This is a genomic window from Sporosarcina sp. P37 (assembly GCF_002109365.1).
Lineage (GTDB): Bacteria > Bacillota > Bacilli > Bacillales_A > Planococcaceae > Sporosarcina.
This window is the reverse complement of record NZ_CP015349.1, coordinates 1,313,765-1,329,905: the sequence shown is the minus strand read 5'-3', so window position 1 is coordinate 1,329,905 and position 16,141 is coordinate 1,313,765. Positions and strand designations below refer to the sequence as shown.

The 16,141-nt window shown below is 42.9% G+C and carries 14 protein-coding genes; 11 read left to right on the top strand and 3 right to left on the bottom strand.

Translation table 11 applies throughout. The annotated features are described in order from the left end of the window. Positions 1 to 3 precede the first annotated feature (3 nt). Entirely contained in the window at positions 4 to 1,689 is a 1,686-nt protein-coding gene (locus SporoP37_RS06935; RefSeq protein WP_085430595.1) for a methyl-accepting chemotaxis protein, read from the bottom strand. A 222-nt stretch (positions 1,690 to 1,911) separates the two neighbouring features. Here SporoP37_RS06935 and SporoP37_RS06930 point away from each other — a divergent pair, with 222 nt between their 5' ends. Both SporoP37_RS06930 and SporoP37_RS06925 read left to right on the top strand, forming a co-directional pair. Beyond that, positions 1,912 to 3,321: a SulP family inorganic anion transporter gene (locus SporoP37_RS06930; protein ID WP_085430594.1), complete on the top strand. Its 1,410-nt coding sequence runs from the start codon at positions 1,912 to 1,914 to the stop codon at positions 3,319 to 3,321. A gap of 12 nt (positions 3,322 to 3,333) precedes the next feature. Beyond that, the gene (locus tag SporoP37_RS06925; protein ID WP_081242970.1) at positions 3,334 to 3,747 is read left to right on the top strand and encodes a universal stress protein; all 414 of its coding nucleotides are present in this window, start codon (positions 3,334 to 3,336) and stop codon (positions 3,745 to 3,747) included. 74 nt (positions 3,748 to 3,821) lie between these two features. On the opposite strand, the gene SporoP37_RS06920 is transcribed toward SporoP37_RS06925, so the two are convergent. After that, on the bottom strand, positions 3,822 to 4,598 hold the full coding sequence (locus SporoP37_RS06920) for a DUF2935 domain-containing protein (protein ID WP_081242969.1): 777 nt from the start codon (positions 4,596 to 4,598) through the stop codon (positions 3,822 to 3,824). Between the two features lie 141 nt (positions 4,599 to 4,739). Between SporoP37_RS06920 and nadX the strand changes: the two genes are divergently transcribed. Continuing rightward, on the top strand, positions 4,740 to 5,522 hold the full coding sequence (nadX, locus tag SporoP37_RS06915) for an aspartate dehydrogenase (protein WP_085430593.1): 783 nt from the start codon (positions 4,740 to 4,742) through the stop codon (positions 5,520 to 5,522). 104 nt (positions 5,523 to 5,626) lie between these two features. Here the strand turns inward: nadX and SporoP37_RS06910 are convergent, their stop codons facing one another. Next, positions 5,627 to 5,908: an amphi-Trp domain-containing protein gene (locus SporoP37_RS06910; protein WP_085430592.1), complete on the bottom strand. Its 282-nt coding sequence runs from the start codon at positions 5,906 to 5,908 to the stop codon at positions 5,627 to 5,629. 368 nt (positions 5,909 to 6,276) lie between these two features. On the opposite strand from SporoP37_RS06910, the gene SporoP37_RS06905 reads away from it, so the two are divergent. From SporoP37_RS06905 to SporoP37_RS06870, 8 genes are all read left to right on the top strand, one after another. Beyond that, complete coding sequence (locus tag SporoP37_RS06905) at positions 6,277 to 7,461, top strand: AAA family ATPase (protein WP_085430591.1); 1,185 nt, start codon at positions 6,277 to 6,279, stop codon at positions 7,459 to 7,461. A 14-nt stretch (positions 7,462 to 7,475) separates the two neighbouring features. Further along, positions 7,476 to 8,918: a VWA domain-containing protein gene (locus tag SporoP37_RS06900; protein ID WP_085430590.1), complete on the top strand. Its 1,443-nt coding sequence runs from the start codon at positions 7,476 to 7,478 to the stop codon at positions 8,916 to 8,918. 110 nt (positions 8,919 to 9,028) lie between these two features. Continuing rightward, positions 9,029 to 10,561: a DEAD/DEAH box helicase gene (locus SporoP37_RS06895; protein ID WP_198160070.1), complete on the top strand. Its 1,533-nt coding sequence runs from the start codon at positions 9,029 to 9,031 to the stop codon at positions 10,559 to 10,561. 13 nt (positions 10,562 to 10,574) lie between these two features. Further along, complete coding sequence (locus SporoP37_RS06890) at positions 10,575 to 11,354, top strand: YqhG family protein (protein WP_085430589.1); 780 nt, start codon at positions 10,575 to 10,577, stop codon at positions 11,352 to 11,354. A gap of 104 nt (positions 11,355 to 11,458) precedes the next feature. Next, positions 11,459 to 12,148, top strand: coding sequence for a response regulator transcription factor (locus tag SporoP37_RS06885; RefSeq protein ID WP_081242963.1), 690 nt, complete (start codon positions 11,459 to 11,461; stop codon positions 12,146 to 12,148). Then, positions 12,145 to 13,149 (top strand): sensor histidine kinase, encoded by a 1,005-nt coding sequence (locus SporoP37_RS06880; RefSeq protein ID WP_085430588.1) that lies wholly within the window; start codon positions 12,145 to 12,147, stop codon positions 13,147 to 13,149. The genes SporoP37_RS06885 and SporoP37_RS06880 overlap by 4 nt, the downstream gene beginning before the upstream one ends. A 269-nt stretch (positions 13,150 to 13,418) precedes the next feature. Beyond that, a complete protein-coding gene (locus SporoP37_RS06875) occupies positions 13,419 to 14,180 on the top strand; it encodes an ABC transporter ATP-binding protein (RefSeq protein WP_085430587.1) in 762 nt (253 codons plus the stop codon). Then, entirely contained in the window at positions 14,170 to 16,113 is a 1,944-nt protein-coding gene (locus SporoP37_RS06870; protein ID WP_085430586.1) for an ABC transporter permease, read from the top strand. Before SporoP37_RS06875 ends, SporoP37_RS06870 begins: the two co-directional genes overlap by 11 nt. The last annotated feature ends 28 nt before the right edge of the window (positions 16,114 to 16,141 follow it).

Below are 16,141 nucleotides of genomic sequence, written 5' to 3'. Positions count from 1 at the left end.
TTCTTATAATGTAAATTTGCGTACTAATTCATTTAATTCTTCTGCAAGGTTTGATAAATCACTGGAGTTGCCCGCGATTTCTTCCATGGCGCTGCTTGCTTGCTGGGAAGAGGCGGAAGTCTGCTCCACGCCTGCTGCGGACTCTTCTGTAATCGCTGCAATTTCTTCTATTGAACCACTCATGGATTGACTGGTTTCAGAAATCTCTTGTAGATCATCAGAAATGCTGCGAATCCGATGAACCATTTCGGTGACAGCCTCACTAATGCTGCTAAACGTCTCACCTGTACGTTCTATCTGATTTGTACCTTCTTCTACTTGCTTGTATCCCTCTTGCAGTGAGTTCGTGACAGAACTGGATTCATTCTGGATTTGTTGGACGATACCGGTAATATTCGTTACCGATGCAGAAGACTGTTCCGCCAGGGTCCGTACTTCATCTGCCACTACAGCAAAACCTTTTCCATGCTCGCCGGCCCGTGCTGCCTCTATCGCCGCGTTTAATGCCAATAAATTCGTTTGTGCGGCAATATCCTGAATGACAGAAACGAGCTGGGATATTTCTTGCGTATGCTTGTCCAGCCCTTCTACTTTAACGACAGCGTCATGCACAATCTGATCAATGATTTTCATTTGTTTAGAGGAGGAGTTCATGACCTGACTGCCCGTATTTGTCATTTCGAGCACATCGCTTGATGATTGGTGAATATAAACGCCATTTTCATTAGCGTCAATCACTTTTGATACGAAAGTCTCCATCGAAGAAGATAGGCTGCTTGCGTTTGTAGCCTGAGATTCCGCGCCGTATGCCAAGTCTTCCATGGTAGTGGCAATCTGCGCAGTACCCGCCTTTACTTCGCTTGCTGATTGAGTAAGCATTTCACTTTGGGACGAAACGGTCTGGGCTACTTTATGTATTTCATCCAACAAGCTATGCGTATTCGCACTCATTTCATTAGTCGACTCAATTAATTGTCCGACTTCATCTTGTAAGTTTGTTTCTAATGGCGCACTGCTTAAATCTCCGCCGGCAATCCGTTTCATCCGCTCCATAACGAGGTGAAGCGGTCTGGAAATGGAATTGGCGGTAATAATAGCTACGGCCAGGCTCAAAAGGATTACGAGAACGATGATGCTGGTAACCAGAATCAACGTATTATTTCCACTCGACAGTAAATTCTTTTCGATGTCAATAATAATCGTTTCACGGTCTTCAGCAGCCTTTTCATAGGAAGCCATCAGCTCGCGCGCATCGTCAGTTGAAGCGAGCAAATTACGCTGTGCCAATTCTTCGTTTCCACGCTCATATTCAGCAAAGACATTTTCTGTTATGTATTCTCGCCACTCCACAGTTCTTTTCATCAAATCGATAGTTTCGTCTGACGTGCCAATTCTTTTCACGTTCTCTTGATGTTTTATACTGTCTTCTGTGTATTGATCAAATACGTTTTTATAACTCGTTTCACCTGTCAGTATAAAACCGCGTGAAGCGGCAATCCGGTTCGCCATATCGAGTGCGAGCTGTTCATCTGCAATCAGTAAAGGGAGCTCTTTCTTCAAAATAGATTCAGTTGCTTTGTTATTTGCCAGCAGTGTAGAAAAAATAAACATGCCAAGTAAAATGATTAAGACAATGACGACTGAGAAACCTGTCAGTAACTTACCTCTGATACTTTTAAATTTGCCCATCACCTATCACCTCTTCTGTCTTTTTAATAAACTAGCTACTTCTACTATACCTTTTACTTACCCTATTTTCTACAAAATAGGCGGAAAGACTAACTTTTTTGTTTGTGATATATGGGTATAGTTTCTTGATTTACAGTGGAAGTAACTCTAATCTTTTATATAGGTGGTATGCTGTTAACAGCTATTTATATAATTGCTTTAACATCAAGAAAGGAGCACACTATGCAAACTATACAACAGCAGTGGTTTGGGAATGCGCGTGCGGATATACTCGCAGGCATTGTCGTAGGACTGGCACTTATTCCAGAAGCATTGGCTTTTGCGTTCATCGTTGGTGTTGATCCGCGTGTGGCGCTTTATGCTTCGTTTACCATTGCCGTCATTACTGCGTTTGTAGGCGGGCGGCCGGGTCTGATTTCTGCCGCAACGGGTGCAATGGCATTGGTGCTCGTCAGCCTGATGGCGAATCACGGACTGCAATATGTACTCGCAGCCACTGTTTTAACCGGTATTATACAATTCATATTAGGGTCACTCGGTGTGGCGAATTTAATGCGCTTTATCCCGAATTCCGTCATGCTTGGATTCGTGAACGCGCTCGGTATTATGATTTTCATTACGCAATTGCCATACTTAGTTGGAGCAGGGACGATGACGTATCTATTCGCCATCGCCACACTGATAGTTGTGTATACGGTGCCGCGTTTTTTCACGGCAATCCCCGCACCGCTGATTGCCATTGTTGTCATGACGGCGATTGCACTACTCAGTGGTGTGAAGCTGCAGGCTATCGGTGACTTAGGGACGATGCCGCATTCATTGCCGACATTTTTCCTGCCGGATATTCCATTGAACTTTGAGACGCTGAAAATTATTCTGCCGTATGCTTTGGCGCTGTCGATTGTCGGTTTGCTCGAATCGCTGCTCACTTCTCAAGTACTTGACGATATGACAGATACGCCCAGCAATAAAAACCGTGAAGCCAGAGGACAGGGCATCGCCAATTTCATTACAGGATTTTTTGGCGGTATGGCAGGATGTGCGTTAATCGGCCAATCCGTAATCAATATTAAATCGGGCGGGAGAGGACGTTTATCTACTTTGACTGCCGGTGCGTTTTTGATGTTCTTGATTATTGTATTGGGGGATTTGGTCATCAAAATTCCTATGCCGGTTCTTGCGGGAGTCATGGTGATGGTTGCGATGACGACATTTAACTGGGGGTCATTCAAGTTTTTAAGGCAAGCGCCGCGCTCTGAGTCTGCAGTGATGCTCGTCACGGTTGCGGTTATTTTATATACGCATAATCTGGCGATCGGTGTAGTCATAGGTGTCGTCTTGAGTGCTTTATTCTTCGTCGCGAAGATTTCGCGCGTGACCGTAGTGAATGAAGCAGGAGTGTATAAAATTATTGGCCCGCTGTTCTTTGCTTCTACGACGAAGTTTATTCAGTCGTTTGATCAGGTAAAGGGAGAGCAGATTATTATTGATTTTGAAAATAGCCAGCTGTGGGATGAATCGGCAGTCGGCGCCATCTTGAAAGTTGTGCAAAAGCTGGAAAGCAAAGGTGTAGCCGTTACAATTCAAGGGTTGAATTCGTCGAGTGAACAACTATACGAAAAGTTACTCTGAGGGGGAACCGATATGAAGATTGCGGTGGCAATTGACGGATCAGAAAATGCGGTACGTGCTGCTGAACATGCGATTATGCTGGCGGAGTACTTGCCAAGAGTGCAGCTGGAGATCATTTATGTACAGGATTACAGCAAGGCGAAGGATGAAAGACTTTTGTCGCAAAGTCCTGAAAGTCTGTCACTGAAACGGGAACAGAAGATGCATCCAATTTTAGCGCTTGCACGTGAAGCCGCTGTCGATGCGAAAGTTATTATGCTCAAAGGCAACCCGAGTCAGGAAATCATAAACTATGTCAATGAAAAGAAGATTGATAAACTGGTCATCGGCAGCCGCGGTCTGAATGCATTTCAGGAAATGGTGCTGGGCAGTGTGAGCCATAAAGTCATGAAGCATGTAAAGTGTCCGGTGACAATTGTGAAATAGAAAAAGATTGCCCGCGTCTGAACTGCGCTGGCAATCTTTTTGAATACGGCGAGCATGTCGCCGTATTCATAGTATTAGTTTACGATCTGGTCTTCTAAGTTTCTCCACAGGTGATGTGCTTCACGCGCAATATGCTCCAATAAATCAGGCGGTGCAGTCGTAACCGCTGCACAATTTTTAATGAGCTCACTTAATTCCAATTTAAAGGCTTCGAGCGCTTTGGCTTCTTTTATTACCATCTGATTGAACGTATTCAAAACCGGTGAAACTTCATTGCGCGGTCTGCGGATAATGGTTTTCAAAGATTGTGCCTGTAACAGGAGATTTTCAAACTTTCTCGTCATTGCACGCACTTGGTCATGCAGTTCGTAGTTAGAAGCATCTACATAGTGACTGATGAATATCAAATGATCGACCATTTGGCGAAGCCAGAAATTACTTTCATGAATCGTGGCGTCAGCTGGCGTAATATAGGAATTCGTTTCAATCAGTTTGAATACTTTCTCCGCTTCTTCCGCTTCTCTGATCATATGGTCGAGAAGTGAAGTAGGTGTGGAGATGATGACATCGCAATGCAGTGCCCGATCCATTGTATGAAGAAGTAAATCTCTAAACTCTTTCGTGGAGCTTTTTGCTTCATCGATGATTAAGCCGATATCCCCCGTTTTAGATTCAGTCTTTTTAAAGATTTTCCCCATGCGATCCACCATTTGCTGATTGGCACGGGCTAGCTCCAATTCATGGTGACTGATTTCACGGTCAAAAAACTCCCCGTGCTCAAAGTTATTGCGCACCCAAAAATCAATAATTCCGTACGTATCGCGCTCATAATTATCCGTGTACCCTGTCATCAGCAGATTCCTCCTGTTTTTTGCTGCAATCAATACCATCCTATTCATTTATAGTGTTGTTTATGTCTTGGAAGGGTATCTTGCTAGTAAGCCTTCGATTTCTTGAAAATATGTATATACTTAAGGGAGAGGTGTTGTAAAGTGAAAATCGGTATAATCGGAACCGGTAATATTGCGCAGTATTTATTGGAAAGTATTAATAAAAATAAAAAGGTAGATGGCAAGATTATCTCTATATTCGGAAGAAATCAGAAAGTTGGGCCGCGTCTGGAAACGCAATATGGGCCCGCATTTTATACGGACTTTCAAGAATTCATTCAGTCTCCTGTCGATCTGGTTGTGGAAGCGGCGACAATAGATGTTGCTGTGGAGCATATGGAGGGAGTTTTGAAGAACAAAAAAGATCTGATACTCAGCAGTATTGGAGCATTCAAAGACACGAATTTTTTGAAAAAGATGAAAGAAGAGGCACATAGGCATAATCAGCACATTTATCTGCCGTCGGGTGCAGTGGGCGGACTGGATCTTCTGCAATCAGCGAATGCATTGGGCGGTTTGAAGGAAGTAAGTATTACAACGAGAAAATCATACCAGTCATTAGGGCTTGAAGTGAAACATACAGAGGACTGTATGTTTGACGGTTTTGCGCTGGAGGCGATTGATAAGTTTCCTAAAAACGTCAACGTAGCATTATTATTATCGATTGCAGGTTTAGGAGCGGAACAGACAAAAGTACGTGTCATCGCGGACCCGAACATTCAGCGAAATACGCATACCATTGAAGCAAGCGGCGATTTCGGCAAAATGAACCTGACTATAGAAAATGAGCCAATGCCGAATAATCCGAAGACTAGTTATCTCGCCGCATTAAGCATACTGGCTACTTTGCAGAACAGGGGAAGCGCCATTACAGTCGGAAGCTGAATCATGAATGATTACGGCAAAAGATGAAAACATTCTGCTGCAAAGCCGCACTGGCAATTCATTAAATGAATTGCCAGTGCGGCTGTTTCTGTTTGCTGAGAGACTCAACTAATTGAAATGCCTGCGTCCTTTTCATTGTCGCCGTCGCGCCACTCCAGCTCGACTTCCAGCTTGTTCTTATCCAGCTGTTTTTCCAGCTTGATTTCTAGCACTACTGATGAAGCAGGTGTCACTTTATGTGTTTGTCCATTGTGAGTCAAAGTAAAGGTGCCTTCTTCCCTCAATTTCTTAGCCATCGTCTCAAGAAATTCAGCTGCATTCACCAATGATGTCTTTTCTTCATGATCAACTAACACTGTTTTTTCATTTTTAGTACTTCCTGTCATGTCTGATCCACCTCCTGTAACAGATTCTAATATGGCAATTATACCATATAAAACAAAGCCTTAATTCCAAGGATGACTATGCGCGTGTATAAATTTTGTATAACGTTATGTTCATTTTATTTTTTTGAAAAATATTCAGCGATAGGAGTTGACATGGAGTAAAAAGGGTAATGGTAGTAGAAGAGATGTATTCAGGAGAGAGAAACACTATATTTCAAGCTAATGTAAAAGGTTATACAAGAATACAGAGACATGATACAAAACGTCCTGCAGAAATTAATGAAAAGAGGTTAAAATCAGCGCGTTACAGTCACACTGTTACATAAAAGGATGAACTGATGAACACTACAAATTGAGGTGATGCACATATGGAGAATACACTACAGAAATTGTATGAAATAAAACGCGCATTAAACGGAAAGTTTTTTGAGCGGGAAAGCGAAGTGGAAGGGATTTTGGTCGCGCTTCTTTCCAAGCAGCATATGCTGATGATCGGTCCAGCGGGCACTGCAAAATCCGCACTGTCAGTAGAATTGGCCAAAATTGTGGAGGGAACATCGTATTTTCAATGGCTGCTGACCAGATTCAGTACCCCCGAGGAAGTATTTGGCCCGCTGTCGTTAAAAGATTTAGAAAAAGGTGTGTATAAACGTAATACTGCCGCGAAAATGCCTGAAGCGCATCTCGTGTTTTTAGACGAAATTTTTAAAGCGAACTCCGCGATTCTGAACAGTCTGCTGACACTGATTAATGAAAGGCTGTTCTATAACGATGGCTCTCCCGTCGAAGTGCCGTTAATGTCTGTTATTGGTGCGTCTAACGAATATCCGGAGGAAGGAGAAGGCCTGGAAGCGTTATTCGACCGGTTCCTCCTGCGTTTTGAGATTAATTTTATTGCGGATGAATCGAACTTTGTCTCGATGATGAAATACGAAGGCGAAGACGTAGAAACACCGACTATGCAGTTGAAAGAACTGCAGCAATTACAGACCATGACCGAAAACGTGAAAATTCCTGATGAAGTATATGAAACGTTATCCACGATTCGCAGAGAACTTCTGGACGAAGGGATTCAGCCGTCCGACCGCCGGTTCAAGCAATCACTGTGCGTTCTCCAGGCAAAAGCTTTAATCGAACAAAGGGAAAGCGTTCAAGTCAATGATATTGCGATTTTAAAACATGCACTGTGGGAAACATTGGATCAAAAAGAAACAGTCTCAAACATCATTGGCCGGCATTCGCAAGATGAAGTGGGACGAAGACTTTCAGCTATTGAAAACGAAGCAAATGAAATATATGACTCAGCAGTGCGCGATCAGTCGGCTGAAGCAGGTATGGAAGCCATTCAGAAAATGAATGCACTGACAGCGGAACTGCGTACATTGAACGACAGAAATTCAAGCCGTATGGATGAAATTAAAACACTGCAAAGCCAAATAACCGCATTAAAAAACGAAGTGGAAAGCAGCAGATTAGATACTGCCTACTATGGCACTAGTGCCGGCAAGAAGAACGAAAATGACGGACAGCATGGAGTCTTTTTCAGAATGTGAAAGGAGCGATTTTTATGAAAAGAAGTAAAATCGTAAGAGATCATCGCTCCGTACTGAATACAGACGCATTTGATAAACGACGGTTTAAAGAGCTGTTCGGGATGTCGGACGGTTTGCAGAAGGTAAGAGACGAAGGGCAATTGCCGACTGCAGAAGCGCTGCTTGGTGATATTTGGGCGGCACTGTATAAAATGAAACCGCGAATTGTGGCAGGCGGCATTCATCCGGCACTAAAAGCAAATCAGACGATTTTAAAGAAAATAATGAAAGATGAACGCTTTGAGGAATATAGAAATTTCACCCGGCTGGATGATCTGGCAGCGACCGTATGTACAGTGAAGTTTGGTGAGAAAATAAACGCGTGGCTTGCGGAGGCGAAAGCGCTGGATGAGGAACTGCTGGAGAAGATGGAGGCTGTTGAAGCGCTCCAGGATAATGTGCCGATAGAGCAGGCAACCCCGGAAGATATGGATGAAATAGATGAGCCGGTTCAGGAACTGGCAGAAGCATCCGATAAATTGAATGACAAACTTGAATTGACGCTTGAAACGAGTGGAGAGCGTTTTTTGCAGGCGATGGATGAAGCGGTAGAAGAAACCATCAAGGTAAAAGACAGCCTGATTTCTTTAATGGGCGGAAGCAGCGCCGGTAAAGGGGAAGCGGATCTGAAAAAGGTGCCGCTGCGCGAACAGCTGGCTGTTGCTGATCAATTGGCAGCAAACCCGAAGATGCAAGAAATTGCGGAATGGGCAGGCCGATTCAAAGAAGTGGCGAGAAAAAAACAAAAAGCGAATTATGCAGAGTCCATGGAAAGGAGAGGTGTGACGACCGGAAATGAAATAGAACGATTGTTGCCAATAGAATTAGGGCTGTATACGCAAGATTCAACAAAAAAAGACTTCTTGCGGCGTTTAGCTGAAGAGGAGACGATGCAGTACGACCAGAGAAAACGGGAAGAGCTTGGTAAAGGTCCCATTGTCTTTTGTCTCGACCAGTCCGGAAGTATGAAACTGCTTGATAATCAGTCGAAAGGATTTATCTTAGCGCTTCTGTCCATAGCGAAAAAACAGCGCCGAGATTTATGTGTGCTATTATTTTCTACGACCGTGCAGCTAGAAACATTTGCCAAAGGCAAGATCACTTCCAGTGAACTCGCACGTCTTGCCCGCACGTATTTAGGCGGCGGCACGGACTTCACTCTGTCGCTGAAGGAAGCACTAAAAGTCATCGGGGGCAGTGCATTCAAAAATGCGGATGTAATTTTCGTTACAGATGGAGAAGACGAGATCAGTGACAGCTTCCTGAAGGAATTTAATGAAATGAAAAAACAAAAGAAATTCAGCGTACTTTCGCTTATACTGGGCAAGGATACGAAAATCCCAGAATCATTTTCAGACCGCGTACTGCATGTAACAGATTTTGACGAGGAAGGCAGTTTTACAGCATTTGAAATATAATGGACAGATAATTGAAACCCTCTAATTGCAGAGGGTTTTTTGCGTTATTCATAAGTCTGTCTTTTTGGGACATTCTAATGAAAACATTATGGCTGATTGAGGTGATGCAAATGCTGATTGAAAGATCGTCTTCATGGAAAGAAGGATTTATTGAGAGGCTGGAAAACAAAGAGCCTTTTGACAGCTGGAATTTATATAATATGTGCTATACCATCACGAAAAATAACTTAATTACTAATTTTACAGGATTGCAGTCGCTCGCTTATCTGCCGAACGTTAAACCGTTAGCGCATCAAATAGAAGCGGCTGAACGTGTGATCGAGGAAATGAACGGCAAAGCAATTTTAGCGGATGAAGTGGGACTTGGTAAAACAATTGAAGCAGGACTGATTATCAAAGAGTACTTGCTCCGCGGACTTGTGAAGAAAGTTCTCATTCTGGTGCCGGCTTCTCTTGTCAATCAGTGGGTGGAGGAGCTGTATACAAAATTCCATATCCCCGCACTGCTGTACAAAAAGAACTATGAGCTCGATTATGTGGATGTAGTCGTCATGAGCTTGGATACAGCCAAGCGCAGTCCGCATAAGGAAAAAATCTATGCGCAAGATTATGACTTAATCATTGTGGATGAAGCCCATAAATTAAAGAATCATCAAACGATCAGTTATGAATTTGTGCAAAGTCTAAAAAAGAAATTTTGCCTGCTGCTGACTGCAACACCCATCCAGAACGATATTTTTGAATTATTCTATTTGGTGTCATTGCTTAAGCAGGGGCATCTCGGTAATTTTGAATCGTTTTCTGCTATATTTTCAGCGAAAAATCGGGATGAAGAACGGGATGAGTATTTAAAGGAGCTAGTGAGTCAGGTTATGGTGCGCAACAGGCGGCAAGATACCGGCATTGAATGGTCTGCGCGTCAGGTACAATCCATCCCTGTAGAATTCACAGCCGATGAAAGACAAGTGTATACGGCTTTATCCCAATTAAAAGAGATTTCACCCGTATTTGCGGATGCGTTTACGACGATGACTGTACAAAGGGAAATGTGCAGCAGTCCGGATGCAGTGATTGGCACATTGATGAACTTGCTGGCCGAGTGCACGAAGCCGGAAGAAACTAGCTGCGTAAATCAAGTGATCGAGCAGCTGGAAAGACTGCCAGTGCATTCCAAAGCTAAAATGACAGCAGACTTAATTGCGAAAGCGAACGACAAAGTGATTATATTTGCAGAATATCGGATGACACAGCTGTATTTGAGTGACTATTTATATGCAAAGGGAATCTCGAACGTCATATTCAACGGCAAATTGAGTAAAAGCAGCCGTGAATGGATTAAACATCTCTTTAAGCAGCAGGCGCAGGTGCTCATCGCAACAGAGTCCGGTGCGGAAGGGATTAACCTGCAGTTTTGCCATCACGTGATCAATTATGACTTGCCGTGGAATCCGATGAAATTGGAACAGCGGATCGGCCGGGTTCACCGGTTAGGTCAGGAGCATGATGTGCAAATTTATAACTTGGCAGTAGAAGGAACGATTGATGATCATATCCTGAAAGTGCTGCAAGGAAAAATCGATACATTTGAACAGGTGGTAGGGGAGCTGGACAATATTTTAGCGATGAAGGAACAATCTATATGAGGGAGGCGGATTCATGCACGCACAAGAGATCCATACTTTTCTCCATCAGTTTTTTAAAGAAAATCACTGTGAAGTACTCCATGGAAATGAACATTATCTCACCGTACAGCTGACAATTGACATGGATAAAAAGATTATGAACCGGCCGTTTTATTGGCGGTATGTGGAAAGTGTCAACGAAACACCGAATCCCGCACAGCTTACACTGATTACAGACATGCAACATTTGAACAGCGGGATAAAAGGCGAGGCAATCCATCTCGGTTCACCGCGTCTGCATCAGTTATTTCGGGTGACAAAGGAAATGGGCCGGTATGTGAAAATGTATGAGCGGATTTCGGACGCACACAGTCAAGTGATTCTTACGCCTTGGATCGGTGTAAATTATAAAGTATCGTTTATTAGCCATCAGACGAAAGAAATGTTGTATTCAATCGGCATGAACTTGATGACAGGCGCCGTGATGAACGGATTTCATGAGACTCTATGCACTCGTCAGTTATCATCGGAACCGTCTGAACAGGTATTTCATTTGCCTTATATCATCACACCTGCCCGCGGAATCGACCGGTTGGATCAAGTGATCGATCAAATCATTGAAGGCGAAGACCAGTCATGGATTGAAGAAGCAGAAAAGCGCTGGAAAAGAGATCAGGCGGTATTGGATTATTTCTATGAAGGCCAGGAGCAGAAGCCTGAATACTATGATGTGGAGAAACAAGCGATGGAAGAGCGGTTTAAGCCGCGAATTACAGTGGACATAGTTAGCGGAGGATTATTTTATTTGAAATGAAAATAGCAGCGGGCGAATGAAGGTTGCCTTCATTCGCCCGCTGTTTTGATTTTGTCTTCAGATAGGATACACTAAAAGCACTGAAGAAAAGTGTGGTGAGTCCGTTGTTTACGATTATGCTGATAGAAGATGATCAAACCTTATTTGCCGAAATAAAAGAACGCCTGACGCAATGGTCTTACCGAACGGAAGGAGTTAAAGACTTCCGTAATGTATTGCAGGAATTTATGGAACTCAAGCCGGATCTGGTGATTATAGATATCCAATTGCCAAAGTATGATGGCTTTCATTGGTGCCGGATGATCCGCGCGCATTCCAACGTGCCAATTATTTTTCTGTCCTCGCGTGATCACCCGACGGATATGGTGATGTCGATGCAGCTTGGAGCTGATGACTTCGTTCAAAAACCTTTTCATTTCGATGTGCTGATAGCGAAAATCCAGGCGATATTGCGCCGTGTCTATAATTACAACATCGAACAGATATTGGAAGTGAAGTCCTGGTGCGGTGCGGCAGTGGATTTTGTTAAAGGGACACTGACGAATGAGAACGGAACGATTGAGCTGACCAAAAATGAAATCTATATATTGAAAGTCCTGATTGAGAAGAAGAATGAAATTGTGACGAGAGAAGAAATCATCACCAAACTGTGGGATGATGAACGATTTGTCAGCGATAATACGCTTACTGTCAACGTCAATCGACTGCGTAAACGCATTGCGGAAATTGGACTGACTGATGTGATTGAGACAAAGATAGGACAAGGTTATATGGCAAAGGAAGAAATGCTATGAAGCAGCTATTTCTGAAAGAACGGGCTGCATGGATTGTATTCTTTCTGTTTTTGCAGCTGCTGGCTTTGGCGATAGGGTATATGGACACTGGCATTACATTTACATCTGCTGCTTATATAGTATTTCTATCCTGTTTGTCTTTCTTGCTGTTTTTGATTATGCGGTACACGAAAGAAACCCGGTTTTATAAGGAGCTGAACACGCTCGACTCGTCATTTGACCTAACTATGCTGCCGGAAGCCGACAGCCCTTTTGAACATATCGCCTCCGAACGAATTTCAGAACAAAATCAGTTGTTTACACAGCGGCTGGAAGTATTGCAAAGCAGCGTTGAGCAGGAGAAAGACGATATTCTGAACTGGATCCACGAAGTAAAGACGCCGCTGACAACAATGCAGTTGATGATCGAACGAATAGAAGATGCTGCTCTTCGTTCACAGCTGATGTATGAATGGCTTCGTATTCATTTATTACTCGATCAGCAATTGCATCAAAAACGTATTCCATTTATCCAAAATGATTTATATATCGAAAAAATAGATTTGCAGAAGGTGCTGTTTCAAGAGATTAAGTCATTGAGGCAATGGTGTATGCAAAAGAATATCGGATTTGAAGTGTCGCTGGAAACGGACACGGTGCTGACTGATGCCAAATGGCTTGGCTTCATGATCAGACAGCTTCTGACGAATGCAGTAAAATACAGTCATTCATCAGACATTCGCATTCGGAGTACGTCAGCCGAGGACGTTACGAAGTTATCTATAAAGGATTTCGGAAAGGGGATCCATTCAAAAGACCTGTCTAGAATTTTTGACAAAGGGTTTACAGGAACAGCGGACCACGGAAATCACGCCGCTACAGGAATGGGCCTGTATTTGGCAAAACAAGTGGGAGAATCACTGCTGATCGACATACAAGTCGAATCAGAGCCAGGAGAAGGAACGCGATTTACATTGACCTTCCCGAAAGAAAATGAATGGATTCGCATGATAAATGCATAGGGGGAATGAAAGGTAAGCATGTAAAGTAAATCATACGCTGACGGCAATGTTGTCATTGAACTTATTTTCAGCCTAAGTGCGGACAGGCAGTTCACTGCGTCTCCTTTGAAGTGTAAATCTTCACCCGAGAGTCCTTGGCAGCCTCTCTGCTAATCTTCCCGACTTACAGCATGTGACGATACTGTCACATGCTTTTTCAAATTGTCATCTCAAAGACAGGAGAAAAGTTCTTGGGTTGATTAAGATAGAACTAACAAGGAGTGATGGACATGGTAATTTTGCAAGCAACGAAAATATATAAAACATACGGCAATAAATTTAATAAGCAAGAAGTACTCAGCGCATTAGACCTTCAAGTGAATAAAGGTGAATTTATCAGCATTATGGGTGCATCCGGCTCTGGAAAAACGACGCTGCTAAACGTCCTTTCTACCATTGACCGCGTGAGTCAGGGAACCATCAGCATTGAAGGGCAAAATCTCAGCCAAATGAAAGAAAAGCAAATGTCGGAATTTCGTAAACATCATTTGGGTTTTATCTTCCAAGACTATAATTTGCTGGATACTTTAACGGTGAAGGAGAATATTCTGCTGCCGTTATCAGTGCAAAAAATAGCTAAAAAAATAGCTGATGAAAAGTTTCATGCAGTAGCAGAAGAACTCGGGATAGTGGATATTGCTGACAAATACCCGAACGAAATTTCAGGCGGGCAAAAGCAGAGAACTTCTGCTGCGCGTGCGTTTATACACGATCCAAGCATCATCTTTGCGGATGAACCGACGGGGGCTCTTGATTCGAAAGCTGCATCGGATTTGCTCAATAAACTGAGTGCCTTACATGCAAATCGTAATACTTCTATTGTTATGGTTACACATGACCCTTTGGCAGCGAGTTTCAGTGAGCGTGCAGTGTTTATTAAAGACGGGCAGATTTATACACATCTGTATAAAGGAGATCAGACCCGCAACGAGTTTTTCAATGACATTATCAAAACGCAAGGTGTACTGGGCGGTGTGAAGAATGACGCTTAACCAGCTGATATTTCGTAATCTCAAGAAAAATCTTAAGCATTATTATGTGTATATCTTTGCACTGGTTTTCAGTGTGGGACTATACTTTTCGTTTGTGACACTGCAATTCGATCCTGCATTGGATGATGTGAATGGCGGGGTGAAAGGTGCTGCAGCTATTAAATCAGGATCGGTTTTACTGATAGTTATTGTGTCAGTGTTCTTGCTGTATGCCAACAACTTATTTATAAAAAGGCGCAGCAAGGAAATTGGGTTGTTTCAATTAATCGGTATGACGAAAGGAACTGTTTTTCGTATTCTGAGTGTCGAGAACTTTGTATTATATATCGGCTCACTGTTCGTTGGAATCTTTCTCGGTTTTTCGATGTCCCGGCTGCTGATGATCATTCTTTTTAAAGTGACGGGCGTGACAGATGTTGCGGCGCTGCGTTTTTCCTTGGAGGCATTGCTGCAGACACTGGTAGTATTTGCGGCAATTTATCTATTAATTTTGATCATGAATGCAATATTCATCAAACGCCAAAGTATCTTATCGCTGTTCCGTGCAACATCTGTTACGCAGCAGCGGGTGCAAAAGGTGACGAAATTTCAAGCAGTCATTGGCGTGTTTGGCATCTTGCTTATTTTGTTTGGCTATTATTTATCAACCAAGCTGTTCAGCGGTGAAATTCTGGGCAATTATCTATTCTTGACAATGATCGTCATACTGGCATCTGTGATTATCGGGACCTATTTATTTTATAAAGGATCGGTAAGTTTCATCTTTAATCTGATCCGTAAACGTAAAGGCGGGTATCTGAATGTCCGTGATGTCTTATCTCTTTCTTCGATTATGTTCCGAATGAAATCCAATTCATTCCTGTTAATGATCATTACCACATTGTCTGCATTATCAATTGCGCTGCTGTCGTTAAGTTATATTTCCTATTACTCTGTGGAGAAAACAGTGGAGCAGACAATCCCTGCTGACTTTACTATTCCGAATACTGAGCGTGCGATGGAATTTATGCAGGCATTGGAAGAGGAAGGTATCGCCTATACAGAGACAGCGGTGGAATTATTAACATCACCAGTGGATTTGTCACAAGTAATTTCCATTACGGAAGAGGTTGCGTTAGGACAGAGTTATGCCGATACCAATATGATTGTAATCAGTGAGAAAGCAGTACCGGCAGTAAATGTAGGGGAGAACGAAGTGCGCTTTATCAATTTAGATACTTTTGCAGAAAAGTTTATGAAATTCCAAGCAGATCGTCAGGTGGTGTTTAAAGGCACAGAACACGCATATGATCTGACATTAACGGGTCTAGAGGATTTGGCTCTACTGCCAACTCGTATAACCTCCGCTTTTCCAGTTGCTGTAGTGGACGATCAACTATTCCAACGGATGCAAAAAGATAAAGATACTTCCTTCACATCGGAATTCACGGAGTATTACGGAGTGGATATCGATGACAAAAACGAGGTTGAGAACGCCAATACGATTTTTAATAAGCTGGAAATCAATATATGGGCAGGGCATGAATCGAAATATGAAGAGCAAAGTAATCAGAAACAAAGCGTAGGCATGGTGATGTTCATCGTGGGATTCCTGGGGCTCGCATTCCTCATCACATCCGGTTGTATTCTCTACTTCAAGCAAATGGATGAAAGTGAAGATGAAAAATCAAATTACACGATTCTAAGGAAACTTGGATTTACACAATCTGATTTACTAAAAGGAATTCAGAGGAAACAGTTGTTCAACTTTGGTATCCCATTAGCCGCAGGTTTATGCCACAGCTATTTTGCTGTAAAATCTGGCTGGTTCCTATTTGGTGCTGAAATGGTGACACCAATGATTATCGTTATGCTGATCTACACGGCTTTGTACTCGATATTTGGCTTGCTGTCAGTGTTGAATTATAAGCGTGTGATTAAAGAATCTTTATAAAACAGCACCCCCTGACACATCGATGTCA

What these genes read in the sequence shown, in the direction of transcription:
- SporoP37_RS06935 (WP_085430595.1), bottom strand. Translation starts at nt 1,689, where the DNA reads ATGGGCAAATTTAAAAGTATCAGAGGTAAGTTACTGACAGGTTTCTCA.
- SporoP37_RS06930 (WP_085430594.1), top strand. Translation starts at nt 1,912, where the DNA reads ATGCAAACTATACAACAGCAGTGGTTTGGGAATGCGCGTGCGGATATA.
- SporoP37_RS06925 (WP_081242970.1), top strand. Translation starts at nt 3,334, where the DNA reads ATGAAGATTGCGGTGGCAATTGACGGATCAGAAAATGCGGTACGTGCT.
- SporoP37_RS06920 (WP_081242969.1), bottom strand. Translation starts at nt 4,598, where the DNA reads ATGACAGGGTACACGGATAATTATGAGCGCGATACGTACGGAATTATT.
- SporoP37_RS06910 (WP_085430592.1), bottom strand. Translation starts at nt 5,908, where the DNA reads ATGACAGGAAGTACTAAAAATGAAAAAACAGTGTTAGTTGATCATGAA.
- SporoP37_RS06905 (WP_085430591.1), top strand. Translation starts at nt 6,277, where the DNA reads ATGGAGAATACACTACAGAAATTGTATGAAATAAAACGCGCATTAAAC.
- SporoP37_RS06900 (WP_085430590.1), top strand. Translation starts at nt 7,476, where the DNA reads ATGAAAAGAAGTAAAATCGTAAGAGATCATCGCTCCGTACTGAATACA.
- SporoP37_RS06895 (WP_198160070.1), top strand. Translation starts at nt 9,029, where the DNA reads ATGCTGATTGAAAGATCGTCTTCATGGAAAGAAGGATTTATTGAGAGG.
- SporoP37_RS06890 (WP_085430589.1), top strand. Translation starts at nt 10,575, where the DNA reads ATGCACGCACAAGAGATCCATACTTTTCTCCATCAGTTTTTTAAAGAA.
- SporoP37_RS06880 (WP_085430588.1), top strand. Translation starts at nt 12,145, where the DNA reads ATGAAGCAGCTATTTCTGAAAGAACGGGCTGCATGGATTGTATTCTTT.
- SporoP37_RS06875 (WP_085430587.1), top strand. Translation starts at nt 13,419, where the DNA reads ATGGTAATTTTGCAAGCAACGAAAATATATAAAACATACGGCAATAAA.
- SporoP37_RS06870 (WP_085430586.1), top strand. Translation starts at nt 14,170, where the DNA reads ATGACGCTTAACCAGCTGATATTTCGTAATCTCAAGAAAAATCTTAAG.